Annotated in this window: 20 protein-coding genes and 1 pseudogene; 2 read left to right on the top strand and 19 right to left on the bottom strand. The window is 54.2% G+C overall.

Annotated elements, in window-relative coordinates; all coding sequences use genetic code 11:
- The first annotated feature begins 17 nt into the window (after positions 1 to 17).
- Positions 18 to 581, top strand: coding sequence for a hypothetical protein (locus ACT3TR_RS12795; RefSeq protein ID WP_444625552.1), 564 nt, complete (start codon positions 18 to 20; stop codon positions 579 to 581).
- On the opposite strand, the gene ACT3TR_RS12790 is transcribed toward ACT3TR_RS12795, so the two are convergent.
- The 9 genes from ACT3TR_RS12790 to cysM form a co-directional block, all read right to left on the bottom strand.
- Positions 578 to 2473: a monovalent cation:proton antiporter-2 (CPA2) family protein gene (locus tag ACT3TR_RS12790; protein ID WP_444625553.1), complete on the bottom strand. Its 1896-nt coding sequence runs from the start codon at positions 2471 to 2473 to the stop codon at positions 578 to 580. The two genes, ACT3TR_RS12795 and ACT3TR_RS12790, sit on opposite strands and share 4 nt — an antisense overlap.
- 4 nt (positions 2474 to 2477) lie before the next feature.
- Positions 2478 to 2753, bottom strand: a complete 276-nt coding sequence (locus ACT3TR_RS12785) for a DUF1294 domain-containing protein (protein WP_444625554.1) — start codon at positions 2751 to 2753, stop codon at positions 2478 to 2480.
- 44 nt (positions 2754 to 2797) lie between these two features.
- The gene (rluF, locus tag ACT3TR_RS12780; RefSeq protein ID WP_192536217.1) at positions 2798 to 3823 is read right to left on the bottom strand and encodes a 23S rRNA pseudouridine(2604) synthase RluF; all 1026 of its coding nucleotides are present in this window, start codon (positions 3821 to 3823) and stop codon (positions 2798 to 2800) included.
- 31 nt (positions 3824 to 3854) lie between these two features.
- Positions 3855 to 4400, bottom strand: coding sequence for a DUF924 family protein (locus ACT3TR_RS12775; protein ID WP_444625555.1), 546 nt, complete (start codon positions 4398 to 4400; stop codon positions 3855 to 3857).
- A gap of 54 nt (positions 4401 to 4454) precedes the next feature.
- Entirely contained in the window at positions 4455 to 7103 is a 2649-nt protein-coding gene (gene ppc, locus ACT3TR_RS12770) for a phosphoenolpyruvate carboxylase (protein WP_444625556.1), read from the bottom strand.
- A 53-nt stretch (positions 7104 to 7156) separates the two neighbouring features.
- Positions 7157 to 8011 carry a nucleoside triphosphate pyrophosphohydrolase gene (gene mazG, locus ACT3TR_RS12765; protein WP_444625557.1) on the bottom strand — a complete coding sequence of 285 codons (855 nt, stop codon included), beginning with the start codon at positions 8009 to 8011 and terminating at the stop codon, positions 7157 to 7159.
- On the bottom strand, positions 8011 to 10287 hold the full coding sequence (relA, locus tag ACT3TR_RS12760; protein ID WP_444625558.1) for a GTP diphosphokinase: 2277 nt from the start codon (positions 10285 to 10287) through the stop codon (positions 8011 to 8013). The genes mazG and relA overlap by 1 nt, the downstream gene beginning before the upstream one ends.
- A 201-nt stretch (positions 10288 to 10488) precedes the next feature.
- Positions 10489 to 11889 carry a 23S rRNA (uracil(1939)-C(5))-methyltransferase RlmD gene (rlmD, locus tag ACT3TR_RS12755; protein ID WP_444625559.1) on the bottom strand — a complete coding sequence of 467 codons (1401 nt, stop codon included), beginning with the start codon at positions 11887 to 11889 and terminating at the stop codon, positions 10489 to 10491.
- A gap of 2 nt (positions 11890 to 11891) precedes the next feature.
- Positions 11892 to 12836: a cysteine synthase CysM gene (cysM, locus tag ACT3TR_RS12750; protein WP_193063578.1), complete on the bottom strand. Its 945-nt coding sequence runs from the start codon at positions 12834 to 12836 to the stop codon at positions 11892 to 11894.
- 91 nt (positions 12837 to 12927) lie between these two features.
- On the opposite strand from cysM, the gene ACT3TR_RS12745 reads away from it, so the two are divergent.
- Positions 12928 to 15645, top strand: a complete 2718-nt coding sequence (locus tag ACT3TR_RS12745) for an ATP-binding protein (protein WP_444625560.1) — start codon at positions 12928 to 12930, stop codon at positions 15643 to 15645.
- 56 nt (positions 15646 to 15701) lie between these two features.
- Here the strand turns inward: ACT3TR_RS12745 and acpS are convergent, their stop codons facing one another.
- From acpS to ACT3TR_RS12695, 10 genes and pseudogenes are all read right to left on the bottom strand, one after another.
- Positions 15702 to 16079, bottom strand: coding sequence for a holo-ACP synthase (gene acpS / locus ACT3TR_RS12740; protein ID WP_193062712.1), 378 nt, complete (start codon positions 16077 to 16079; stop codon positions 15702 to 15704).
- Between the two features lie 34 nt (positions 16080 to 16113).
- Positions 16114 to 16968, bottom strand: coding sequence for a pyridoxine 5'-phosphate synthase (pdxJ, locus tag ACT3TR_RS12735; protein WP_444625561.1), 855 nt, complete (start codon positions 16966 to 16968; stop codon positions 16114 to 16116).
- Positions 16969 to 17022: 54 nt separating this feature from the next.
- A complete protein-coding gene (gene recO, locus ACT3TR_RS12730; RefSeq protein WP_444625562.1) occupies positions 17023 to 17718 on the bottom strand; it encodes a DNA repair protein RecO in 696 nt (231 codons plus the stop codon).
- Between the two features lie 8 nt (positions 17719 to 17726).
- Positions 17727 to 18626, bottom strand: a complete 900-nt coding sequence (gene era / locus ACT3TR_RS12725) for a GTPase Era (RefSeq protein WP_193062679.1) — start codon at positions 18624 to 18626, stop codon at positions 17727 to 17729.
- Entirely contained in the window at positions 18623 to 19315 is a 693-nt protein-coding gene (gene rnc / locus ACT3TR_RS12720) for a ribonuclease III (protein WP_096280489.1), read from the bottom strand. Before rnc ends, era begins: the two co-directional genes overlap by 4 nt.
- A gap of 67 nt (positions 19316 to 19382) precedes the next feature.
- Entirely contained in the window at positions 19383 to 20186 is an 804-nt protein-coding gene (lepB, locus tag ACT3TR_RS12715; RefSeq protein ID WP_444625563.1) for a signal peptidase I, read from the bottom strand.
- Between the two features lie 15 nt (positions 20187 to 20201).
- Entirely contained in the window at positions 20202 to 22019 is a 1818-nt protein-coding gene (gene lepA, locus ACT3TR_RS12710) for a translation elongation factor 4 (RefSeq protein ID WP_193062675.1), read from the bottom strand.
- A 196-nt stretch (positions 22020 to 22215) separates the two neighbouring features.
- Positions 22216 to 23641, bottom strand: a pseudogene (locus ACT3TR_RS12705) (DegQ family serine endoprotease).
- 66 nt (positions 23642 to 23707) lie between these two features.
- Positions 23708 to 24172 (bottom strand): SoxR reducing system RseC family protein, encoded by a 465-nt coding sequence (locus tag ACT3TR_RS12700; RefSeq protein ID WP_319022216.1) that lies wholly within the window; start codon positions 24170 to 24172, stop codon positions 23708 to 23710.
- Positions 24173 to 24193: 21 nt separating this feature from the next.
- Complete coding sequence (locus tag ACT3TR_RS12695; RefSeq protein WP_319022215.1) at positions 24194 to 25189, bottom strand: MucB/RseB C-terminal domain-containing protein; 996 nt, start codon at positions 25187 to 25189, stop codon at positions 24194 to 24196.
- Between the last annotated feature and the right edge of the window lie 11 nt (positions 25190 to 25200).

Here is a 25200-nt window from a genome sequence, read left to right as displayed (position 1 = left end):
CGATAGGTGTACGAGAAATGCCAATAAAACGCTTGGCAAGCACCCTACTTTGTTGCTCTGTTCCGTGGTTAAGCAGCTACGCCGATGATACCCCGCCGGTAATGGCCTACACGGCTGCCGACAGCGAACTTATGCAACTAGACAACGGTGTTATCTTGGAGGGTAGCGATCTCAGCAGCCTAGACACGTATACCACCGGCTTTCGGCTAACGGCAGGGTTTAGCCCTTGGCGGCTTCCCCAGCTGGATATCGGCGCTGAAATTGCCTATCGCGAAAGCGAAGAAGCCGCTATCGCCTCCAATATTAACCCGCTGATTATGGATACGCTGAGCTTGGGCGGCGCCATTATTGCCGGAGTTCGCATGGGCGCCTTTAGCGTCTATGCGAAATCCGGCATCACCGAATGGCGCGGTGAGAGCAATGTTGAAGGGGTCGACGAAAGCGGCAGCGCGATGCTGCAAGGCTTTGGTGCAACCATGACGATTAATCGGCTGGTCAGTCGCTTAGAGTACGAACGTATCGACGCTCCCACCCTTAGCCACCTCAATATGTTAAGCGCCTCGTTGCATCTGCCGTTTTAACGGCCTTCATCTTCTGAAGACGCTGGCGGTGTCCAAATCGGTACATCTTCGCGCTGTGGTTCGTTCCAATTCTGCTGCATAGCGCTGTTCAAAGCGCTTTCCAGCTTCATAAACAGCTCGCCGTAGCGGGGGCTGAAGCTAATACCTTGCTCTATTTCTTTCCAAACGTTAAACAGCTCATCTTCATGGGCCTCTTCATTTTGCACAAAAGCCCAGGTCATTTGCTTAGCCCGCATGGGGTGAACGCCCATGGCGGTTAGCGCATGGCCGCCCAGCTCTAGAGCAGAATGATAGGTTTCGCTTACCACATCATCGGCGCCTGCTTCTCGCAGCCGATAGCCGTGGCCACGGTCGAAGGCCCGCGCTAGCACCCAGAGCTTGGGATAGAACTGCTTGACGTGCTTAACCATTTGCACAGCGCGGTCAGGGTCGTCTATTGCGATGACGATCAACCGCGCGTTCTCAATCCCAGCGGTTTCTAGCAAATCGGAGCGGGTGGCGTCACCAAAGTAGCTTTTAATATTGATCTTACGCAGGTTCTCGATCTGCTCGATCTCATGATCCAGCGCCACGATAGGAATGTTGTTGGCGCGTAGCAAACGGCAGATAATTTGCCCAAACCGACCGACGCCAGCGACGATAACGGGCGCCTCTTCTTCGATCATATCAGCCTCACGATCATCGTTGGAGGCAGTTCTATAGTACGGCAACACTAGCCTGTCGTAGACGATAAACAGCAGCGGCGTTAAGAACATCGACAGGGCCACAACGAGCGAAAGAACCTGAGCAATATCAGCCGGTATAACGCTATTTTGTACGCTATAGGTAAGCAATACAAAACCAAACTCGCCGGCCTGGGCTAGGCTTAAGGTGAACAGCCAGCCGTTACTGCCCCGCACTTTGAACAGCAGCGCCAAGCCCAACAAGACGATGCCCTTGACCACGATAACCGCCAAGCCTAACGAGAGAATCGTGCCCCACTCTGCTGCCAGCACAGAAAAATTGATCCCCGCCCCAACGGTAATAAAAAACAACCCCAGCAGCAGGCCTTTAAACGGCTCAATATTGGCTTCAAGCTCGTGCTTGAACTCACTGTTAGCGAGCACCACCCCGGCTAAAAAGGCACCCAGCGCCGGCGACAAATTAACCAGGCTCATTAGTGCAGCAATACCTATCACCAGCATTAGCGCCGTGGCGGTAAACACCTCACGCAGGCCAGAGCCAATCACATAGCGAAATAGTAAAGGCACCAAGTAGTAGCCACCCACCACCACGCTCCCAATGGCCGCCACGACCACCAGGGCATGTGCCCAGCCGGGCAGGCTGGATACCAGATTTAAGCTTGCGTGGCCGTCATCACCGCCGGCGCTCATTAATTCAGGCAGCGCCAGCAGCGGAATAAGCGCCAGCATGGGAATAACAGCAATATCTTGAAACAGTAAAACCGAGAAAGCACTGCGCCCACCTTCGGTTTTAACAAGCCCTTTTTCATTTAGCGTTTGGAGCACAATCGCAGTAGACGAAAGTGCAAAAATAAACCCGATAGCTAATGACGTTTGCCACACCAAGCCCAGCCACCAAGCGATAGCCGCACCGGCTGCCGCCGTTAGCACCACCTGAAGCCCTCCCAATCCCAGCAGACGTACGCGCATGGCCCACAGCGCCTTGGGATCAAGCTCCATGCCGACTAAAAATAGCATCATCACGACGCCAAATTCCGCGAAGTGTTGAATCGTATTAGTCTCTTGACCGACCAGCCCTAGGATGGGGCCAATGACCACACCGGCAACCAAATAACCCAATACTGACCCCAGACCAAAGCGCTTGGCGAGAGGAACCGCAATCACCGCGGCCAGCAGATAGATAAACGCTTGAACAAAGTAGGCCGTCATTATTTCATCCGCTGTAAGGGTAGAGCACGAAACCAACTAAACATGCCAAATTGGCAATAACCGTCAGCCAAAAAACGACTCGGAAGCTGGTTTTTTGCGTTTTATGCCGCCACCGTTGCTGCGCCAGCAATGCCCCTGGCCAGCCACCGGCTAGTGCAAGCAGGTGAAGCGATTTCTCACTCACCCGTCGGCGGTTTTTAATCGCCGCTTTTTTATCGACAACATAAGTGATGTAGGTGATCACGCTAACCACCGCATAAAGTGCCGCAATATAAATCAATATGGTTGAACCTGAAAAAGATAAGCAATGATCGTCGCTGTTGGCTACTTACGCCGCTGAGAAGGCTTGCCACCGGCAGTAGGCTTCCCCCGCGCGATGTGTCCTTTACCCGCCCCTTTCGCGCCAGCTTTGCCCTTGGCGCCGGGTTTATTTGCGCCAGGCTTTCCTACCGTCGAGCTTTTGCCTTTGGCATGGGGCTTACCTGATCCAACAGTTTTAGCTCTTGGGTCTTTGTGTACTTTGCCGCTGGCAGCCTTGGCGCCAGGCTGGTTTTTCTTTTCAGTATTTGAACGTGCGCTGTAGTTGGGTCTGTCAATTTTAGGTTTGCTTTTCTTCTTCTCTGGCGCAGCCTCTGAGCTTTCGGTCAGCGTGACGATGGTATCGATCTCTTTAACGGTTAAATCGCGCCAGTCGCCCAGCGCTAAGCCTTTAAGCGGTACGTTCATAATCCGCGTGCGAATTAGCTGCGTAACGTCATAGCCAAAATATTCGCACATGCGGCGAATTTGGCGATTGAGCCCTTGCACCAAGGTAATCGTGAATACAAACGTCGACTCTTTGCGCAGTTTACAGCGCTTGGTCACCTTGCCGAGAATAGGTACACCATTCTGCATGCCGTCAATAAACTCATCGGTAACCGGTTTGTTCACCGTCACCTGATACTCTTTTTCATGATTGTTATTAGCGCGCAAAATCTTATTAACCAAGTCGCCGTTATTGGTTAAAAAAATCAGCCCTTGGGAGTCTTTGTCGAGCCTACCGATGGGAAAAATGCGCGCGCCGTGTTTTACAAACTCAACGATATTGTCTTTCTCGCTAGATTCGGTAGTGCTGACAATGCCCACCGGCTTATTCAGCGCAATCAGAACCAGATCGTCCTCTTCCTGAGGCTCAATGTCTTGGCCATTAACTTTAACCAGATCCCCCGCGACCACCTGGTCACCGGTAGTGGCGCGACGACCGTTAATCCATACGTTGCCCTGCTCCACAAAACGGTCGGCTTCGCGTCGCGAGCACATACCGCTTTCACTAATGTACTTATTAATACGAGTAGATTTTCGTAACGACATAACGCGCCATGAAGCCAATAGGTATACAAAATTAAAAGGACGAACCGGGCTGCTTCAGAAAAGCCAGCTCCTCGTCAGTCGAGGCCCGGCCCAACAGTGCATTACGGTGAGGATAGCGCCCAAAGCGATCAATGATTTCTTTGTGACGCACCTCAAAATCAAGATTATTTTCTAACCCCGGCTGGTTAAACAGCTGCATGGCAATATCATGAATCGCAGCAGACTCACTATGCATAAAGGGCATATAGAGAAATGCCCGCTGCGCACTCGCAAGCTCGGTGTCGGCACCCACTGCCACGGCCTCTTGAGCAAGCGCCAGCGCTAAGGTATCGGTAGCGAAAGCACGGGCGTCGTCACGATACATATTGCGTGAAAACTGATCCAGCACAATGATCTCGGCAAGTCGCCCTTGGGCCACTTGCCGCCAAGGATAGCACTCACACTGCGCGGCCTGGGCATGCAGCTTGCTGAATCGCTCAAGAATCGTACGATCCATCTGCGCATCTTTTTTAAACCACTGAGCTGGCGTCAACGCTTCAAACCAAAAATCGAGTACCGCTTGAGCATCTGAGGACATTGACGCCTCCTTGTTGTAGAACGTTATGCTAGAACGCTGTGAAAATAAAAACGCTTAGCCTGTGTTGCGTAAGCCAGCGGCGATACCGGCCATGGTGACCATGAGCGCACGCGAAAGGTCTGCGCTAATAGCACCGTCGGCGTCACGATTACGCTGCAGCAACTCCGCCTGGAGGCCGTGGAGCGGGTCGATGTAAGGATTACGCACATCAATCGCCTGACGAATCAACGGAGTGTTCTCCAGCAACTTTTCTTGCTGAAGAATATCGAGTACCGCATCTTCCAATGATGCGAAACGATGGCGTAACTTTTTACCAAGCGCTTTTAGCGAAGGTTCATCCACCAAGCGGTGCTCGTAATAAGCGGCAATCGCCACGTCAGCTTTGGCCAACAGCATCTCAAGCATGTCCAAGTAGGTACCGAAGAACGGCCAGTCCTTACGCATTTCCTGCAGCACTTCACGCCCGCCGGGCTGTTCAAGTCGCTTCGCAAAAGCTTCGCCGCTGCCCAGCCATGCGGGCAACATTAAGCGAATCTGTGTCCAGGCGAAAATCCATGGGATCGCACGCAGCGTTTCGACGCCGCCATCCTGACGCCGTTTAGTCGGCCGCGAACCTAGCGGCAGTCTGCCTAACGCGCCTTCCGGCGTAACTGCTCGGAAGTAAGGCACAAAATCTGGGTCTTCACGCACCACGCCTACGTAGGCGGCATGGCCGACCTTCGCGAGCTGGTCCATCTCCTCGCGCCACTGAGGTTCTGGCGCACGCGGCGGCAGCAGCGTCGCTTCAAGCACCGCACAGGCATAGATTTCCATAGAGCGCAGCGCGATATCCGGCTGGCCAAACTTGAAGCGAATCATCTCACCCTGTTCGGTCACCCGCAGGCTTCCGTTCACCGAGCCCGGGGGCTGAGAGAGAATCGCCGCATGGGCAGGACCGCCGCCACGGCCTACCGTGCCACCGCGACCATGAAACAAGGTTAAGTCCACGCCATGGCGCTCACAGACAGCCACCAGCGATTCTTGGGCACGGTACTGAGCCCAGGCTGCGGCAAGCTGACCGGCATCTTTAGCCGAGTCTGAGTAGCCAATCATGACCTCTTGACGGTCGCCAATCAGTGCACGATAGCCCGGTATAGAGAGCAACTGATCAACCACGGCGCCGGCATGATCCAGATCGTTGAGCGTCTCAAACAGCGGTGCAATCGGCAGCGTTATCTGCCCACCGACTTCTTTCATCAGCAGCGCTACGGTGAGCACGTCTGAAGGTTCTGCTGCCATGGAGATAATGTAAGTGCCCAGCGCTTCGGTGTGCTCTTGAGCAATCACTTTAAAGGTGTCCAGCACTTCACGAGACTCGGCCGAGCATTCCCAGCGGCGCGGAATCAGCGGTCGACGCGAGGCAAGCTCAGACAGCAGGAATTCTTGGCGCTTGGCTTCGTCCCACTCTTGGTAGTGGCCAAGCCCAAGTGAACTGGTTAGCTCTTCTATGACCTGGGCATGGCGGCTCGCTTCTTGGCGCAGGTCCAGCTTGGTTAGCGTCACGCCAAATACCGCGACTCGGCGTAGGGTATCAAGCAGCGCGCCGTTGGCGATGGTATCGAGGCCAACATCGCACAGCGAGCGGTAGCAGGCGAGCAGCGGTGAGTAGAGCTGATCGCGGGTTTCAATAATAGGCCCGCCGTCATAGTTACGCCCATCCAGCTCGGCTTTAGCCCAGTCGCGGGTCGCTTCGACCCTGGCTAGCAAGCGTTTGAGAACTTCGCGGTACGGCTCCGCCACATCACCGGCTTCGGCTTTAAGCGCACTATTGGCCTTCCACATGGAAAGCTCTGTTTTCAACTGTTCAAGATCGCGCAAATACAGATCGGCGGCCATCCAGCGACCCAGCAATAGCACTTCGCGGGTCACCTTAGCGGTAACGTTGGGGTTGCCATCGCGATCGCCGCCCATCCAGGAAGCGTAGCGTATAGGCGCGGCATCCAGGGGGAGCCGCTCACCGGCGGTATCCAACAGCAGGTTGTCCAGATCGCGATGAAAATCGGGCACCGCCTGCCACAGTGAATTTTCAATGACAGCAAAACCCCACTTGGCTTCATCCACCGGCGTTGGCCGCTCGTGGCGGATCTCATCGGTGTGCCAGGCTTGGCTAATCAGCTCTTCCAGGCGCCCCTGGGCACGGGTGCCACGCTCAGGATAATCTTCCGAGCTTTCAATAGCGGTTAAGCATTCATCAATCGCATCGTATTTTTGAATGAGCGTGCGGCGAATAACTTCGGTGGGATGCGCGGTCAGCACAAGCTCAACGCGCATATTGGCGAGCGTTTCGACCAGCTTACGCGGTGAATTACCTGCTTTTTTGGCACGCTCAAGCAGTTCGCCGAGCACTGGCTGGAAGCCGGGTTTGTAATCTTCAACGCGACGAAAACGCGCGCGATAGTGCTGTTCGGCAATGTTAGCCAGATTCAAAAACTGGTTAAACGCCCGAGTGACCGGCAGCAGGTCACGCTCGGGTAGCTGGCGAAGATACTCAATTAACTCACGCTGCTGCAGCGAATCACCCTGACGTCCGCGCTTGGCATGAGCGCGAATCGTTTCAATTTTATCGACAAATGCTTGGCCTAAATCATCGGCAATCGTCCGCCCCAGGCTATCGCCTAGAATGCGTACGTTATCGCGCAGGGATTCGTGTAGGTCTTGACTCATTGGCATGGCCTCCTTGCAGGGGTCGCGTCATCATTAGATTAAGCATGATTAAATCAGCAATGGCTGGGTTGTTTTTCTTGTGCTTTAGCTGCCTGCCAGTGGGCCTCCATCTCATCTAGAGAGGCATCTTCTAGCGGCCGTTGGGCAGCGCTAAGCTCGCGCTCGACATGGCGAAAACGGCGTTCGAACTTAGCATTAGTGGCGCGCAAGCACTGTTCAGGGTCTGCATTCAGCGTGCGGGCAAGATTAGTGACCGCAAACAGCAGGTCGCCCACTTCTTCTTGGGCATGCCGCTGGTCGCCGGCGGCGAGCGCTTCCTCGACTTCGGCCAGCTCCTCACGAATTTTGGCTATCACGCCTTGAGCATCAGGCCAATCGAAGCCCACCCTTGCGGCCCGTTTAGACAGCTTAGCGGCGCGACTAAGTGCAGGTAGCGTGCGCGGCACGTCGTCGAGTACCGATGGCATATCGGCGGCTTTTTCGGCGCGCGCTCTTTCCTCACGTTCTTCAGCTTTCAGCGACTCCCAGCGGCTGTTGACCTGTTGGGTTTGAAGCTCTTCGGCACTGACACCCGGTGGGCGGCGCGAGGCAAGCGTGCCGTTGGGAAACACGTGTGGATGACGCCGCAGCATCTTAGCGGTCAGCGTATCGACAATATCAGCAAAGTCGAAGCGCTGCTCCTCTGCACCGAACTGGGCGTAGTAAACCACTTGGAAAAGTAGGTCGCCTAGCTCGCCGGGCAGTTCATCAAAAGCACGCCTTTCAATGGCATCGGCCACTTCATATGCCTCTTCCAAGGTGTGCGGCACGATGCTTTCCCAATCTTGCTGCAGGTCCCACGGGCAGCCCTGCTCGCTATCGCGCAGCACCTGCATGAGGGTCAGCAGATCATCCATTCGGTGGCGCATTATGCTCCTCCCTTGTGACGTTGATGCTCAGGGTCGGCATTACGCAGGCGACGCACTTCGGTGACGTTAGGCAGTTGCTGAATACGTGAAAAAAGGCGACCCAGTGACTCAAGGCCATCCACTTCTAAGGTAATCCGCAGACGAGCAATGCTCTCGTCGATATTGGTTAAGGTGTTGACGGCAAGCACGTTGACCTTTTCATTACCTAATAAGCTGGTGACATCGCGCAGCAGCCCCGAACGATCCCAGGCTTGGATTTCAATCGTCACCGGATAGCGCGTCTGGGCACGCTCGCCCCACTCTACCTCAATAATGCGTTGAGGCTCATCCAGGCGTAATTGCAAAATGTTGCTGCAGTCCTGGCGATGAACGGTGACGCCACGGCCTTGGGTGATAAAGCCAACGATCGGCTCGCCGGGCACCGGGCGGCAACAATTCGCCATGCTGGTTTTGAGATTGCCCACGCCAAGCACCGTAATATCGCTTTTCGTAGCCTTGCTCGATTGGCGCTTAGGCTTGGCAAGCAGCCGGTCGAGCTGCTCTTGATCATCGGTTTCACCGAACAGCTGCTGCGCTTGGTGCAGCACTTGGCCAATACGTAAGTCACCGGCGCCGATCGCGGCATACATATCCTCAGCATTGAGGTAGTTCACGGCCTTCGCCAATCTAGGCAGGTCAAGGTCTTCTACATCTAGGCGGCGCATCTCGCGGTCAAACAGCGCGCGCCCTTCGTCAAGGTTCTGATCCCTCGCCTGATGCTTAAACCACGCCTGTATTTTGGCTCTACCGCGAGAAGTCCGCACGTAGCCCAGGCTAGGATTTAGCCAGTCGCGGCTAGGCCCGCCTTTAGTGGCCGTCAGGATCTCCACCTGCTGACCGGTTTTCAACTTATAAGTCAGCGGCACAATGCGGCCGTTAATCTTGGCGCCCCGGCAGCGGTGGCCTATTTCCGTGTGCACACGGTACGCAAAATCGATGGGGGTCGCGACACGCGGGAGGTCAATCACGTGGCCATCTGGGGTAAAGACATAGATACGGTCAGGGGCGACATCGCTGGCCAGTCCTTCGCGAAGATCGCCAAAGCCGCCCACTTCATCCTGCCACTCAAGCACTTGACGCAGCCAAGCGATTTTTTCTTCGTAGCTACGGCTTTTAGCGTTGGTGTCATGGCCTTTGTAGCGCCAGTGGGCACAAACACCAAGCTCGGCTTCTTCGTGCATAGCGAAGGTTCGAATCTGAATTTCGAGAACCTTATTTTCCGGCCCCATAACGGCCGTATGCAGCGACTGATAGCCATTTTTTTTGGGGTTGGCGATGTAGTCGTCGAACTCGTTGGGCACGTGATGCCAGCGCGAGTGAATAATCCCTAGCACGGTGTAGCAGTCGGTCACCTCAGGCACCAAAATGCGCACCGCGCGCACATCGTGAACCTGGGAAAAGTCGATCCGCTTACGCTTCATCTTTCGCCAGATCGAGTAGATGTGCTTTGCGCGTCCATCCACGTCGTAGCGGTGAATGTGCTGCGCTTCCATCAAGGCTTTGATGGTTTCCACGACATCATGAATATAACGATCGCGGTCCAGACGCTTTTCCGCCAACAGCTTAGCAATCGCTTTGTATTCATCTTCGTGCAAATAGCGAAACGAGAGATCTTCCAATTCCCACTTAAGCTGGCCAACCCCTAGCCGATGCGCCAGCGGGGCATAAATATCGGCGACTTCACGGGCAACCTGTAAACACTTTTCCAGCGGCGCGTCTTTGACCTGACGAAGCGCACAGGTACGCTCGGCGATTTTGATCAGCGCCACGCGCACATCACCAATCATATTGACCAGCATTTTGCGCAGATTTTCCTGCTGATTATGCTGCCCCATAGCATGGTCAGGCGCTACTGGATAGCTGATAGCGGCCATTTGCAATACGCCATCAATGAGGCTGGAGACCTCACTGCCAAAACGCTTGGAGACGCCTTCAAGGCTGAGCAAACCCTCTCGCACCGAGCGGTAGAGCACAGCGGCTTCAAGAGTGGCTTGATCGAGCTTCAAATCACCAAGAATATCCGCCATTTCCAGCCCCATTCGGAAGCTAGAGCCAGGCGATAGCCAGACGCGATGCGTACGTGGTGCCTCAGTTTCCAGCATTTCGGCTAGTTTACAGGCGTCGACTAATCGCTCTGGATCCCTTAGGCGCACATCTTCTTGCAGGCGCGTTAACCATTGTTGTATGTCTACCTGCCCGCTAGCAGTGAGCGGCTGGTCTTCACGCACTTTTACCATGACAATAATTCATCCATTCAGAGAAGCGGTCTCCACACGACCGCCTCCGTGGCTCGATGCGATGGGCGAAAATAAGCCCCGGCACTTCCAACCTATCAGCCTACAAAGCGCCTGCTTAACTAACAACAACTTAAATAATCTTTGCTTAAAACCATTTGCTTAAAACCATTTACTTAAAACTGTTTACTTAAGGCCATCCACCTAAACACCATCAGCCTCAAACAGCACCAGCGTTTCCATATGCGCAGTGTGAAGGAACATATCGGCGACGGCCACTTGCTTCACACGGTAACCCGCATGCACAAGATGTGCCGCATCTCGGGCAAGTGTTGCGGGGTCACAGGAAATATAGACCACTCTGGGTACCCGTTGATGAGCCAGCCCCTGACATATTGCTTCACCGCCGATGCGCGGCGGATCAAGCACCAGCGCGTCGCTATCACGATGGGTGGCTAACAGCGCCTTAACGTTCGCGGGGTCGCTCAAATCCCCCTGCTCACCGCTTACTACCAGCTGATTACGCGCAGCATTGTCGGCAATGCGCGCCACCATGGCGGGGCTCCCTTCTACCGCATGTACTTCGGCGCCGGCTGCTGCGATGGGCAGGCTGAAATTGCCAATACCCGCAAACAGGTCGAGTATTTTTTGCCCAGGCTTAGGCGCTAGCCATTCAATCACCTGAGCCACCATTTGCTGGTTAACCTGAGCGTTGACTTGTAAAAAATCGCCTGGCGCAAAGCTGAGCGCAAGCGGCGGCTGCCCGTCGAGCGTCAGCGATTCTTCCAGCACCGGCGGCGCACCACCCCAGTGCAGCGTGGCCGTTTCACGCCCCAGCCAAGTGCCTAACGCTACCCGCTGGCTTTGCGCAAAGGCCTTCCAGCGCTCGGCATCCGGTGCATGTTCTTTTAACTGACGGACTAACACTACCTGCGCACTGGCCGTTGCCAGTAGTTCGATATGACCTACCTGACGCGGAGCCTCTAGCGTTTGCAGCAGTTCACGCAGGGGCGTTAACAACTGCTGTAACGAGTCAACCAATACCGGGCACTGTTCAATATCGACCAGCCGATGGCTATGGGCGGCCCGAAAACCTAGGTGGGTACTGCCTTGGCTATCCACTTTGACGCCTAACCGGGCACGCCGCCTATAGCCCTGGTCACTGCCCTGAATCGAACTAATATCGCCCAGCGTGATGCCCTGACGGGCAAAGAGATCGCGCACCACGTCGCGCTTATGCGCACGCTGCGCGTCAATATTCAAATGCTGCAAATCGCAGCCTCCGCAGCGGCCAAAGTGTAGGCATGGCGGCGTTACGCGCTGCTCAGAGGTGGTCAACAGTGATTTGATGTGCGCTTCGTCGTAGCGTTTGCGCGTCAAGTGAATAGCAACATCAACCCGCTCACCCGGCAATGCCTGAGCGACAAACACGGTTTTACCGTTGGCCGCATGGGCAACACCCCGGCCATCGTGCGCTAAGCGCTCAATCACTAACGGTGAGCTATCTTCGGAGAGGGCATGCACCCCTTTGCCACCTGGCGTACCCGCCAAACCAGAATGGCCCGATGCAGGCCTTGGTGGCCGCCGCTTTCCCAACATAGCCATCGTTATACTCCTGGGGCAAAAAGGCCGGTGGAAAGATAGCGATCACCGCGATCACAGACGATAAACACGATCACGGCATTTTCCGTTTGCTCTGCGATACGCAGCGCACCGGCCAAGCTGCCACCGGAGGACACACCCGCTAAGATGCCTTCTTCACGCGCTAGACGTCGCATGTGCTCTTCCGCCTCTTGCTGGCCGATATCCAGCGTGACATCCACGCGGGGGGCTTCAAAAATAGCCGGCAGGTATTCTTTCGGCCAACGACGTATACCGGCGATGCTGGCGCCATCAGCAGGCTGCAAGCCAATAATTTGAATTGCCGGATTCTGCTCTTTCAAATAGCGCGATACGCCCATGATGGTGCCGGTGGTGCCCATGGAGCTTACAAAGTGAGTCACTTCCCCGCCCGTTTGCTGCCATATCTCAGGGCCGGTTGTACGGTAATGCGCCAGCGGGTTATCCGGATTAGCGAACTGGTTGAGCGGCTTACCTTCCCCTCTGGCTATCATGTCATCCGCAATGTCGCGAGCCCCTTCCATGCCTCCCGCTTTGCTTGCCGAAATTAATTTTGCCCCGTAGGCAGCCATTGCCTGCTTACGCTCATCCGAGGCATTTTCTGGCATTACCAACACCATCTGATAGCCTTTAATCGCCGCTGCCATGGCAAGCGCAATACCGGTATTGCCTGAAGTTGCCTCTATCAGTGTATCGCCGGGAGAAATTTCGCCGCGGGCTTCTGCCTCTATTAACATAGACAGTGCTGGGCGATCTTTGACCGACCCCGCGGGGTTATTACCTTCAAGCTTGGCTAGCAGTGTATTGTTGCGCCCAGCGCTAATTCGCTTCAGCCGCACCAGCGGCGTATTGCCCACCACATCTTCTAGCGTAGGATAGTTTGTAAAATCGTTTTTGAGATCGTTTTTGAAATCGTTCTTGAAATAGCTCATCGAACATTCCTTATCGTAACCGTTATGCTGCATTATATCGGTGCTGCCTCGGCCTGGACAGGCAACCTCATTGAATCAGCGAGCTTCTTTCATGTCTTTGAATACCCGTCTGCTGTTTGCCTTACTCGGTCTACCCCTTTTGGTATACGCCATCATGGCCGTACTCCTGATGGTACAGAACGATGCCCAGACGCATACCATGAAAAAAGAGCGCTTAGAAAATGCTGTCGAACTAATAACACCCAGCCTCAGTGAGGCAATTGCTGATGCCGACCTTGAGCAGCTTGAGAACTTAGCGCGTCAGCTACTGAGCCTCAATGGACTGAGGACGGTTGCGGTGTTTAATGAGCAAGGCAGTCGCCTATTGTTACTTGGCAAGCCCGCCCCCGTGCCGCTGAGCCCACCGGCGGATCAGCAGCTTATTATTGATGACGATAGGTGGCGATTACGCATACCGCTCACGACGTTTAACGCTAGCGATTTAAATATCCTAGGCTGGCTAGATGTAGAAATGGAAATCCGTGCGCTGACGCTTGAGCGCTATAAATTGATTGCCAGCCTTAGCCTAGGTGGCATGCTACTGGGGCTGCTGTTGTTTTTAATCGCCTTTGCCATCAGCCGTTACGTTACCCGGCATATTGAAGAAGCCAGTCATGCTTTGTATCGCTTATCCCGCGGCGATTATCAGCTGCGTTTAGCGTCCTCGGGTGCCGCGGAACTTAATCACCTCTATACCCATGTCAATACCCTTGCGGAACACTTTCAGCAGTCGCAGCGCGATATGCAAACGCAAATCGAGCAGGCCACCAGCGAGCTGCAAGCATCAATGAAAACCATTGAAGAGCAGAACATAAAGCTCGATTTGGCTCATCGCAGCGCGCTGCGTGCAAACGCTGTGAAGTCTGAATTTCTTGCCAATATGAGCCATGAAATCCGTACACCGCTGAACGGTATTATAGGCTTTTGCCGATTACTGGGCCGCTCATCACTGGACACCCGCCAGCAGGAATGGCTTCAACACGTGCATCGCGCCAGCGACAACCTGCTCATGTTGGTTAATGACGTGCTCGACTTTTCTAAACTTGAGGCCAATCGCCTGACCCTAGAAGAAGCCGATATTGATATCGTGACGCTGGTCGATGAGGTTATGGGGCTGCATGCGCCAGAAGCCCAGCGTAAGCAATTGCATTTAGTGGCGATGGTATACGACGATGTGCCGACACCGCTATGCGGCGACCCGCTACGCATCCACCAAGTATTGAACAACTTAATCAGCAATGCGCTTAAGTTCACCCATCAGGGTGAAGTGATTGTTCGCGTCATGCTGGATAACCATGAAGGGCAGCATGTGGTGCTGAGCATCAGCGTCAGTGACACCGGCATTGGCTTAAGCGACACCCATCAGCAGGCGTTATTTAACGCGTTTACACAAGCAGAGCCCAGCCATTCGCGCCAGTTTGGCGGCACCGGCTTAGGGCTAACCATTTGTCGCCAGTTGATTGAGCGCATGGGTGGCGAGATCAGCGTTGAAAGCGAGCTTGGCACGGGTACTACGTTCTCGTTTACGCTGCCAATGCTAGCGCATAAAGCCATTGAGCGCCCCCCGGAAATCAGCTTAGATAATCCCCATATACGCCTGTATGAAGAACACCTGCCCACTCGGCATATGCTGGAGCATTTGCTTCAGCGCTGGCAAGCGATACCGATGCCAGTAGATGCCTTAGAGCAGGAGCAGCTGCTAATCCTTGGGCTAGAGCACAATGATTTTAGCCTCGAACGTCAAACCCATTGGCAAAACGTGATTGATCAAACCCCGTGTCCGGTGTTGATTTTAGCCAATAGCAATAGCTTCGACCTGCCGCCACTGCGTTTAACCTATGGTGGAGAAACGCTTTATAAGCCCTTTTCACGTGATCAACTGGCAACCTCGCTGTATCAACTGCTATTACCTGCGCTTATTCCCAGTAAGCCTGCAGACCATCCCAACTCGCCCCCTACGGAGTCGCCGGTCTTAAAGCTTTTGATTGTGGACGATAATGCGCCGAACCGGGAGCTGCTTAAAAGCATGCTAGAAAGCCCGACAATTCACATCACAGCAGTAGAAAGCGGCCATCACGCGCTAGAGTTCGCACGCAACCATAACGTTGATATGGTGCTAATGGATATTCGCATGCCGGGGCTAGACGGCGTTCAAACCACTCACGCGCTGCGCCGTCTGAGCAGCACCTGGGCACGCTGCCCGATTGTGGCCGTTACCGCCCACGTACTCAGCAGTGAGCGCGAAAAGTGGCTGGCGGAGGGTTTAGATGACGTACTCATCAAACCCATCGATGAGACGCAACTGCACCAGCTACTGAGTAGATTTTTAAGCCAGACCCACCGACTTGCCGATTTTACGACACCACCGTCCTCACCGAGGGGCGCTAAAATGGCCATTAAACCTCGCTATGCCAATACCAAGCCTGCGACATTACCAGTGGTGGATTTGGAGCTGGGAGCGCACCTAGCGGGCGGCAAAGACTACCTAGCGCGCGAGCAGCTAAAGCGGCTAATTGACAGCCTTGAAGAGAGTGAAAAGCAGATGCGCGGCGCTTACTCACAGCAAAACTTGGCGACGCTGCTGGATTGGGTGCACGGATTGAATGGCGCTAGCCGCTACTGTGGCGCGCCTGAATTGGCGTTGCTGGTAGAAACGCTGGAAACCCGGCTTCGCACCAGTGGTTTAGCCCATGTACATGGGCTCTTAGAAGACCTGTATAGAGCCATGGCAAAGCTGCGAACTTATCGCCCGCTGCTACTTAGGCATTAGTGCAGGTTCTTTCAACCAACGCTATAGGTTAATCACGGGCCTGATGGTTGAAGCGGCTAGCGCTCCAACACAACGAAGGCCACCGCATACTCAGCCTCGTCGCTTAGCGTGACATGGCTAGCTGTAACGCCCGCCGCCAGAAGGAGCCGTTCGGCCTGGCCACTGAGCACAAAATGTGGCTTACCCAAGGTGTCATTAAGCACCTGAATATCACACCACTGCATGCCTTCTCGCAGGCCGAGTCCGAGCGCTTTCACAAACGCTTCTTTAGCGGCAAACCGTTTGGCCAAGAAGGCGGCAGGCTGTGACTTTTGCAGCCACGCAGCATGCTCATCAGGGCCTAAAATACGCTGAGCAAAGCGCGGACCGTGACGTTGTATAGCCTGTACAAAGCGCTCAACACGGGCAATATCAGAGCCAATTCCCACAATCATCGCCAACATAACCTCTAAACAAAGAAACCGCTCATTAGTGCCCGCAGCATCCGTTATGGCGATGCTCAGAATCACCTTCATGGCCAGCGCTCTCGCCATGTGAATGGTCGTGTTCCAGGTCATGAGCATCTAACGCGGCCATTAAGCCGGCCTCTTGGCCGGCAATGATCAAGCGTTTCATCTCCTGCACGGCCTCTTTGAGACCCACGAAAAGCGCGCGTGCCATGATGGCGTGACCAATATTGAGCTCGTTAATGCCCGGCAATGCGGCAATCGCCTCAACGTTATGGTAGTGCAACCCATGACCGGCATTGACGACTAACCCCAGCGACACGGCATGAGTGGCGGCAACGGTTAAGCGATGATATTCCGCATTCGCGGCATCGCTGCCAGACCTAGCTTGCGCATAGGCACCGGTGTGCAGCTCGATAGTGGGTGCGCCAGCGCGGCGGGCTGCGTCAATCTGAGCTTCCTCAGGATCAATAAATAGCGAAACATCACAGCCTACCGCGCGTAGACGCTGGCAAGCGCCCGCAATCACGTCAAAGCTACCAACGACGTCCAAACCGCCTTCGGTGGTTAACTCTTCACGCTTTTCAGGCACTAAGCAGACATGCGCAGGACGCACCTCCTCAGCCAAAGTGAGCATCTCTTCGGTAACGGCCATTTCCAAATTCATGCGCGTATTAAGCATCTCGGCCAAAATGCGCACGTCTCGCGGCTGTATATGGCGGCGGTCTTCGCGCAAATGCACCGTAATCCCATCGGCACCGGCTTCCTCGGCGACTAAAGCCGCCTGCACGGGGTCAGGATAACGCGTGCCTCGGGCTTGGCGAAGTGTCGCAATGTGATCAATATTGACGCCTAACAGTATCCGAGGGGGATGCATAGTGCCTCCAACGCAGCAAGAAAATAAGAGTTTATAAATTATCAAATACAGCCATTAAGAACGTTGACGACGGCGAGCCAAATCGAGCATCAGCTCCCGTGAGCGCAAAACGGCGGTGCCTAGGTGAGGCGCTAGCGCCGCGCGCATAACGGCCTTAAGCGCATTGGCAAGTCCTTCATGCTGCCAATCGCCTTGCTCAATGTAGCGCAGCGTTCGGCCGTCTATCCCGCGCTCGGAAACGGCAAACGCCCTACTAGCGGCATCGAAACGATAGCGCAAATGGGGATCTAAAACGCCACCGTCAAGCGTCGTAAACTGCGGCGTTGCCTCCAGCGTTTCTAGCAGCGCCCATTCATAGCGGCGCAGCGCTAGCGCACGTTCGGCAGGGATCGGCAGTGCTTCTAACAGCACCGTATAAAACGCAAACACGTCCGGCGCCGATAGTTCTAATGGCATAAGCCGCGTGGCGATTTCGTTCGCATATAGCCCGCATAGCAGCCCTTCACCCGCCAGAAGCGCCGTTTGCCCGCGAGACTCCATCAGCGTAAGCCGCTTCAACTCACGCGTGCCTTGCCAGGTGACAAATAGCGGGGTGAATGGCTGCAAGCGCTGGCGCGACTTTGAACCCGGCCGCTGACCGCCGTGAGCAACGGCACGCACCCTACCGTGGTTGAGCGTTAGTAGATCGACTAACGCGCTGGTTTCACGGTAGGGCCGCCGGTGCAGCAAAAAAGCCGGCTCCGGCGGCATCGCTAGGCTCAATCTAGGTCGTAACCCAGGCTTTTCAACGCGCGCTCATCGTCTGACCAGCCGCGTTTTACTTTAACCCATAGGTTGAGCATTACTTTTGTGCCTAGCGCGCGCTCCATATCCAGACGCGCCTCACGCCCAATGCTCTTGATCCGGTCGCCGTTTTCACCAATCAGTATGACTTTCTGACCTTGGCGCTCGACCAGAATCAACGCGCTGATGTGCGTCACCCGCTCTGTTTCGCGAAACTCTTCAATTTCAACGGTCATCTGATAAGGCAGTTCATCGCCCAGTTGGCGCATGACTTTTTCACGTACCATCTCAGCCGCCATAAAGCGCATGCTTTTGTCGGTAATCTGATCTTCGGGGAAAAAGTGAACGCTTTCAGGAAGGTATTTAGCCACCTCGTCTTCTAGCGTGTCTACCTGGGTGCCGTGCTTGGCGGAAATAGGCACCACCGCGGCGAAATCACGCCGCGCACCGACTTCTGCTAGCCACGGTAGCAGGTCGCCTTTTTCACTCAGCCGATCAACTTTGTTAACGGCCAGAATCACCGGCGCTTTTACATGTTCCAAGCGCTTGAGAACGGCCTGATCTTCTTCCGTCCAGCGGGTGCGGTCAATGATGAACACCACGCAATCAACGTCGCGCAACGCCTGAGTCGCCGCTTGGTTCATAAAGCGGTTAATCGCTTTATTACGATCTTTGGACATAATATGCATGCCCGGGGTATCGACATAGACAAACTGCGTCTCTTCAACCGTTTTAATGCCCATCACCTTATGCCGCGTGGTTTGCGGGCGCCGTGATGTAATCGACACCTTCTGCCCTAGAATACGGTTCATGAGGGTGGACTTGCCCACGTTGGGTCGACCGACAATGGCAACGAATCCACAGGATTGGCTCATGATTTGTCTCCAGGACTTTTTTCAAGATACGAAAGCGCTTCTTCTGCCGCTTGTTGTTCAGCATGGCGGCGGCTAGGGCCTTTACCGGTGGTATGCTCAGTCAACAGGTCAATGTAGCATTCCACGGTAAAGGTCTGGGCATGCGCCTCACCCTTCACGCAGACAACTTCATAGCGCGGCAATGCCGCTTGGCGCGACTGAAGAAATTCCTGCAACCGGGTCTTTGGATCTTTTTGGGTATCTTGTAGCGAGATATTGCCAAGCCGCTCTGCATACCAATCCAATACGCGATCACGCACAACGTCCATGCCGGCATCCAGATAGATAGCGCCAATGATGGCTTCAACCGCGTCTGCCAAAATTGATTCGCGCCGGTGTCCGCCGCTTTTCATTTCGCCAGACCCTAGCCGCAAACATTCGCCAAACTCCATTTCACGCGCAAGTTCGGCCAACGTTTGGCCTTTCACTAGTCGCGCGCGCAGCCGTGAAAGCTGGCCTTCGCGTGCCTGAGGAAAGAGCTGAAACAGCGCTTCGGCAATCACAAAGTTGACAATAGAGTCACCTAGGAACTCCAGGCGCTCATTGTTACGACCACCGAAGCTGCGGTGGGTCAAGGCCAACTCCAATAGCATATCATCGCCAAAGGTATGGCCGATTCGTCGGCAAAAAGCGTTCAAGGAATTACTCACAGCTCTCCTACGTCATTGACGTTAACTAAAGTGACATAACTGACTAAACTCAACGTAAGCAAAACCTTCATTCAATGCGCCGCACGCTGGTAAAACTCGGCAATCCGCCGTCCCAGTGCATCCATACCGCAAAGGCATGACCGACAATATTCTCTTCCGGCACAAAGCCCCAATAGCGGCTGTCGTTGGAATGGTCACGATTGTCACCCATCATGAAATAGTGCCCTGCAGGCACTTCCACTTCACGCATTTGCGGGCCAGGGTCGCGCGGGTTGTTATAAACAAAGTGATCAGCGTCACCTAGCGTTTCTGCTAACAGTAGCTGCTCAGGAGAGGCTTCAGGGCCTTCTTCAGTCAGCTCTTTAGCAATCGGCTCACCGTTAATGTAAAGCTGCTTGCCCTCATAACGAATGCGATCTCCCGGCAACCCCACCACGCGCTTGATGAAATTCACCGAGGGCTCGTCAGGAAAGCGAAATACCATGACATCGCCACGCTCAGGGTCATCAACTTCGATAAACCGGGTATTCACCACCGGCAACCGCAGGCCGTAGGCAAATTTATTGACCAGGATAAAGTCGCCCACTTCGAGCGTAGGCCGCATTGAACCCGAGGGGATCTGGAACGGCTCCACAATAAAACTGCGCACTACGAGCACGATCAACAGCACCGGAAAAAACGAACGGGCGTAATCGACGGGCCACGGTTCTTTCAGCAGCTTTTCACGGGTGGGCTCGTCTAACCCTTCCTGGGTATTGGCATCAGCTGTCGCAACACGCTGGCGACGTTTAGGCCTTAACAGCACCACGTCGAGCAGGTAAATAACGCCCGAAAGCGCAACGGCAAGTACCAGAAGTAATGAAAAATCCATGGGTGGTATTCTTTCCTAGTCGTTAACCTTGAGCACAGCAAGGAAGGCATCCTGAGGGATTTCAACACGCCCTACCTGTTTCATGCGTTTCTTACCCGCTTTCTGTTTCTCGAGCAGTTTCTTCTTACGGCTAACATCGCCGCCATAACACTTAGCCGTTACGTTTTTACGCAGCGCTTTTACCGTTGAACGTGCCACGACCTGGCCACCGATAGCGGCCTGAATAGCTACGTCAAACATCTGCCGTGGGATCAGCTCTTTCATCTTCTCCACCAGCAGACGACCGCGATGATGGGCGTGATCGCGGTGGATAATGACCGCTAGCGCGTCTACTTTATCGCCATTAATAAGCACATCAAGGCGCACCAACTTGGCCTCTTCAAAGCGCTCGAAGTTATATTCAAGCGATGCATAGCCTTTGGAGATCGACTTCAAACGGTCAAAGAAGTCCATGACCACTTCCGACATGGGCAATTCGTAGGCCAGCTGAATCTGATTACCCAAAAACTGCATGTCTAGCTGAGTACCACGGCGCTGTTCGCATTCCGTAATGACGTTGCCAACATACTCCTGAGGAACCAAAATATTAGCGCGCACTACCGGTTCGCGCATTTCATCAACATCGGCCATATCTGGCAATTTAGACGGGTTGGAGACGTAGTTAAGGTCGCCATTTTTCATCGCCAGCTCATAGACAACGGTCGGCGCGGTGGTGAGCAGATCAATATCATACTCACGCTCAAGCCGCTCCTGAACGATTTCCATGTGCAACGTGCCAAGAAAGCCCACCCGGAAACCAAAACCCAATGCATCGGAGTTTTCAGGCACATAGGCAAGCGAGGCATCGTTAAGTGCCAGCTTCTCAAGGGCGTCACGAAAGTCTTCGTAATCATCCGCACTCACCGGGAACATGCCGGCGTAAACCTGCGGCTTAACTTTCTGAAAACCGGGCAACCGTTCAACGTCGGGCGTTTTAGTGTGGGTAATGGTATCGCCCACGGGCGCGCCGTGAATCTCTTTGATACCGGCCACAACAAAGCCGACTTCACCGGCACGCAGAATATCCGTCTGCTTACGCATGGGCGTAAACACACCCACCTCCGTGGCGTTCCAGTCGCGGCCTGTCGATTTGATGCGGAGCTTATCGCCTTTGCGCAGCGTGCCATCAAATAGCCGCACCAGCGATACAACGCCTAGATAGTTATCAAACCAGGAGTCGATAATCAGCGCTTGCAGCGGCGCATCTGGATCACCTTTGGGCGGCGGAATATCGCGCACCAGACGCTCTAAAAGTGCATCAATACCAATACCGCTTTTAGCTGATACCTGACAGGCATCGGTCGCATCCAGACCGATAATTTCTTCAATCTCTTGCGCCACACGATCAGGATCAGCCTGGGGAAGATCGATCTTATTCAGCACTGGCAGTACTTCTAGCCCTTGTTCAATGGCGGTATAGCAGTTAGCGACCGACTGAGCTTCCACGCCCTGTGCGGCATCAACGACTAATAGCGCGCCCTCACAAGCATAAAGCGAACGGGATACTTCGTAGGAGAAATCGACGTGGCCCGGCGTATCGATAAAATTCAGCTGGTAAACTTGCCCATCGCTTGCGGTGTAATCCAGCGTGACCGACTGCGCTTTGATTGTAATACCGCGCTCGCGCTCGATGTCCATGGAATCAAGCACTTGCTCTTTAAGCTCTCGGGCGGTTAAGCCGTCACAGGTCTGAATAAGACGGTCAGAGAGCGTCGATTTACCATGATCAATATGCGCGATGATGGAGAAATTACGTATGTGCTTGAGTTTTCCGTTGGGAACGTCTTGGGACATCGATTCTGTTCTGCCTTAGTGGTACGCAAGCGGCCTCAACTGCAGGCCGCTTCGAGAATTCAAAGCTCGAAAACAGCTGCCATTTTTTTCATAAAGGCTATTTTCGACAAAAAGATAATCGCCATTGTAGCGATATGCGCAGGATAGGAACAGCAGTCCGGCGAGAACCGCCGGACTAGGTGTGAAAAAAAGGTGCTTATTCCAGGCGTAACGCGACGAACAGCGAGCGGCCTTCGCGGAATAGACGTATTGGAATGGCGCGATCAGAAGGCAATCCTTCGACAATTTTCATCAGCTCGTCCGATGAGGACACGCTGCGATGATCAACACTCACCAGCACATCACCGGGGCGGATGCCGGCACCAGCAGCGACGCTGTCAGGCTCAACCTGGCGAACTTCTACACCGCCAGAAATATTTAGCTGCTCGCGCGCCTCTTCACCAACTTCTGCCACCGTTACGCCAAGGCGTACCTGATTATTACTATCGGCCTGGTCAGATTGCCCCTCAGTATCTGGCCAATTGCCCAGCTCAACGGACTGAGAAATTTCTTCACCGTCGCGAATCAAGGTTAACGCTACCTCTGAACCAGGCTCCCCACGGCCAATCAGGCGTGGCAATGAACTGGAGCGTTCGACCTCTTCGCCATTGACCTCAATAATCACATCGCCCGCTTGCAAGCCACCCTGCGCAGCAGGACCTTCAGGATCGAGATCGGCAATCAAGGCGCCAATAGCGTTTTCCATGCCGAAAGATTCTGCTAAATCGCGGGAGACAGGCTGAATCATTACGCCCAGCCAGCCTCGATCTACCCGGCCACTTTCACGCAGCTGATCGACCACATCCATCGCCACGTTGATGGGAATCGCAAACGAGACACCCATAAAGCCACCGCTGCGGGTAAAAATTTGCGAGTTAATACCCACCACTTCACCGCTTAAGTTAAACAGCGGCCCCCCCTGAATTACCGGGATTTATCGCGACATCCGTCTGAATAAAGGGCACATATGCATCGCTTGGCAAGGTGCGATTAATCGCACTAACGATGCCTGCAGTGACCGAGTGATCAAAGCCAAAGGGCGAGCCAATGGCAGCAACCCACTCACCTACCTTCAGCTTGTCGGAGTTGCCCAGGGTCAGTGTCGGCAGATCGGCTGCATCAATCTTCAATAACGCCACGTCAGTTTGTGGGTCAGAGCCAATCAGCTCGGCATTCAGCTCACGGCGGTCGTTTAGGCGCACCAATATTTCATCAGCATCCTGAACGACATGGGCGTTTGTCATGACATAGCCGTCATCACTAATGACAAACCCCGAGCCTAAAGACTGGCGCTCTTCGCTATGCCCCTGCCCGCCATCTGGGGGCGATGGCCGGTTACCACCAAAGCTCTCTCCAAAAAAATGTCGGAAAATTTCCGGAATTTCCTGGCCACCAAACCCTTCATATCCAGGCGAACTGCTTCGCTGGATCGTTCGGCTTGTCGAGATATTCACCACACCTGGCGCGGCGGCTTCAACGAGTTCGGTGAAATCCGGCAGGCTTTGGGCATTAGCAGCCTGCCCAGCCGTTAGCAATGCCACCATGCATACCCAGAGCGTGGAAGGGAGAATCAAGCGCTTCATGCAAGAGCTCCTACTGAACGTAATAATCATCAAAGGCCGTGCAACTCGTAGCGAGGTGCGGGAGAACTAACAGACCAAGCGAGGGCGAAAGCGTTCACTTCGCTCACGCAATAATACTTTCATACTAATAGCACCCACGATTAGGCCCGCAAAAAACACCAGTGGCGCAAGCCACTGAGCAGTGCTGATTAGCGGGACTAAGCCAGCCAACAAGAGTGCCGCCATTAAGGGGAGTGCATATACAAAAAAAGCCAGCAGCGTAACAGAGGTTCGCGGCAGGCTTATGGTGACCTGTTGGCCTAATGGGTAGCACTGTTCAACTGACTGGTCGGTATCGATTGAAGCTGCACACGGAAGCGCAACGACTAATTGCCGGCTACGCTGACGGGCCAGCAGCCCTACCCCACAGCCTCGGCCCTTAGCGCACTGCTCGCAGCCTTCCTGAGCGACCACCTCAACAACAAGTCCGTCATTAGCATGGGCAACTATCTTGGCCACACGCAGCAAAGAGGCGCAGGTAGTTTCCGTCACCACGCGGCCCCTATTGAATCGCTAAGGATCTGCACGACCGCTCTCTTCTTCAGCATCTTGATCAAAAGTAATTGAGCGAGCAATTCGCTGGAGGGTAGTGACCGGCATTTCACCAATGGCAATCAACTGCCAGCGCCCCTCGTCGGTGGTGTAATGCTCAATAGCCACGGCAGATACGCCCACCTGTTGCACACCTTCGCGCAAGCCGTCAGCTTCATCTTCCTCAAGAGGTTCGACAAAAATACTCACGGTGGCTAAACCGTCGCTATAAACACGCTGCTGAACGTCGTTGCCAGAGAATGCAACCGGCTGGCCCACAAAACCTTCGGGCAACCAAGTCGTACGCCATGATGTACTGAGCGCAACCTTCGGAGAGTCTATGCGGATATTTCCGGTGTACTGCTCAGGCGATTGAAGCTGAGTAATTTGGAAGGTCTCAATAATGCGACCCTGCTGATCAATAAGCACGTGCTTGAGCAGCAGCCCTGTCTCACGATCTAACCACCACTCGTGAGCAAAACGCCATTGATCAAGAGGCTCAAAAATTAGTTTTACGGCGTCTCGACCAGCGACACGCGCATCTTCCTCAAGATCAATCTGATAATATTCTTCAAGATGGGCTGCCCACCTAGCTGGGGAAGGAAACCCACCACTGCCACTGTCTTCGGTCCACGCTAGCCTACCTACCGGCGAACGCCGCTCAATGCTGACTGAGGGGCCATCCAAATACTGCACCACCTGCTGACGTATGCCGTCTTGAATGCGGTGCGAAAGTGCCAGTGTACGCACATTGATAGCATCTATAGCCACGGCTCTTGCCTGAAAAGCATAGCAGTGGCTAGCCCACAAGCCGCGCTCTAACCATTCCGCGCCGGTACTGGGTGTCGAAACCAAGGTGTCCGCACACTCATAGCCAGAATTAGCCTTGTCATCACTTTGCGCATTTGCCTGAAGCGAAAACATACCGACTGACAGTGCCAGTACCCATGCATGCCCTGCTCGGGAGGGTATTAACACGTTGAACGCTC

The sequence above is a fragment of the Halomonas sp. AOP12-B1-6 genome (assembly GCF_052379225.1).
Classification (GTDB): domain Bacteria; phylum Pseudomonadota; class Gammaproteobacteria; order Pseudomonadales; family Halomonadaceae; genus Vreelandella; species Vreelandella casei.
The sequence above is the reverse complement of the archived record's forward strand: the minus strand, read 5'-3'. Positions and strand labels throughout refer to the sequence as shown.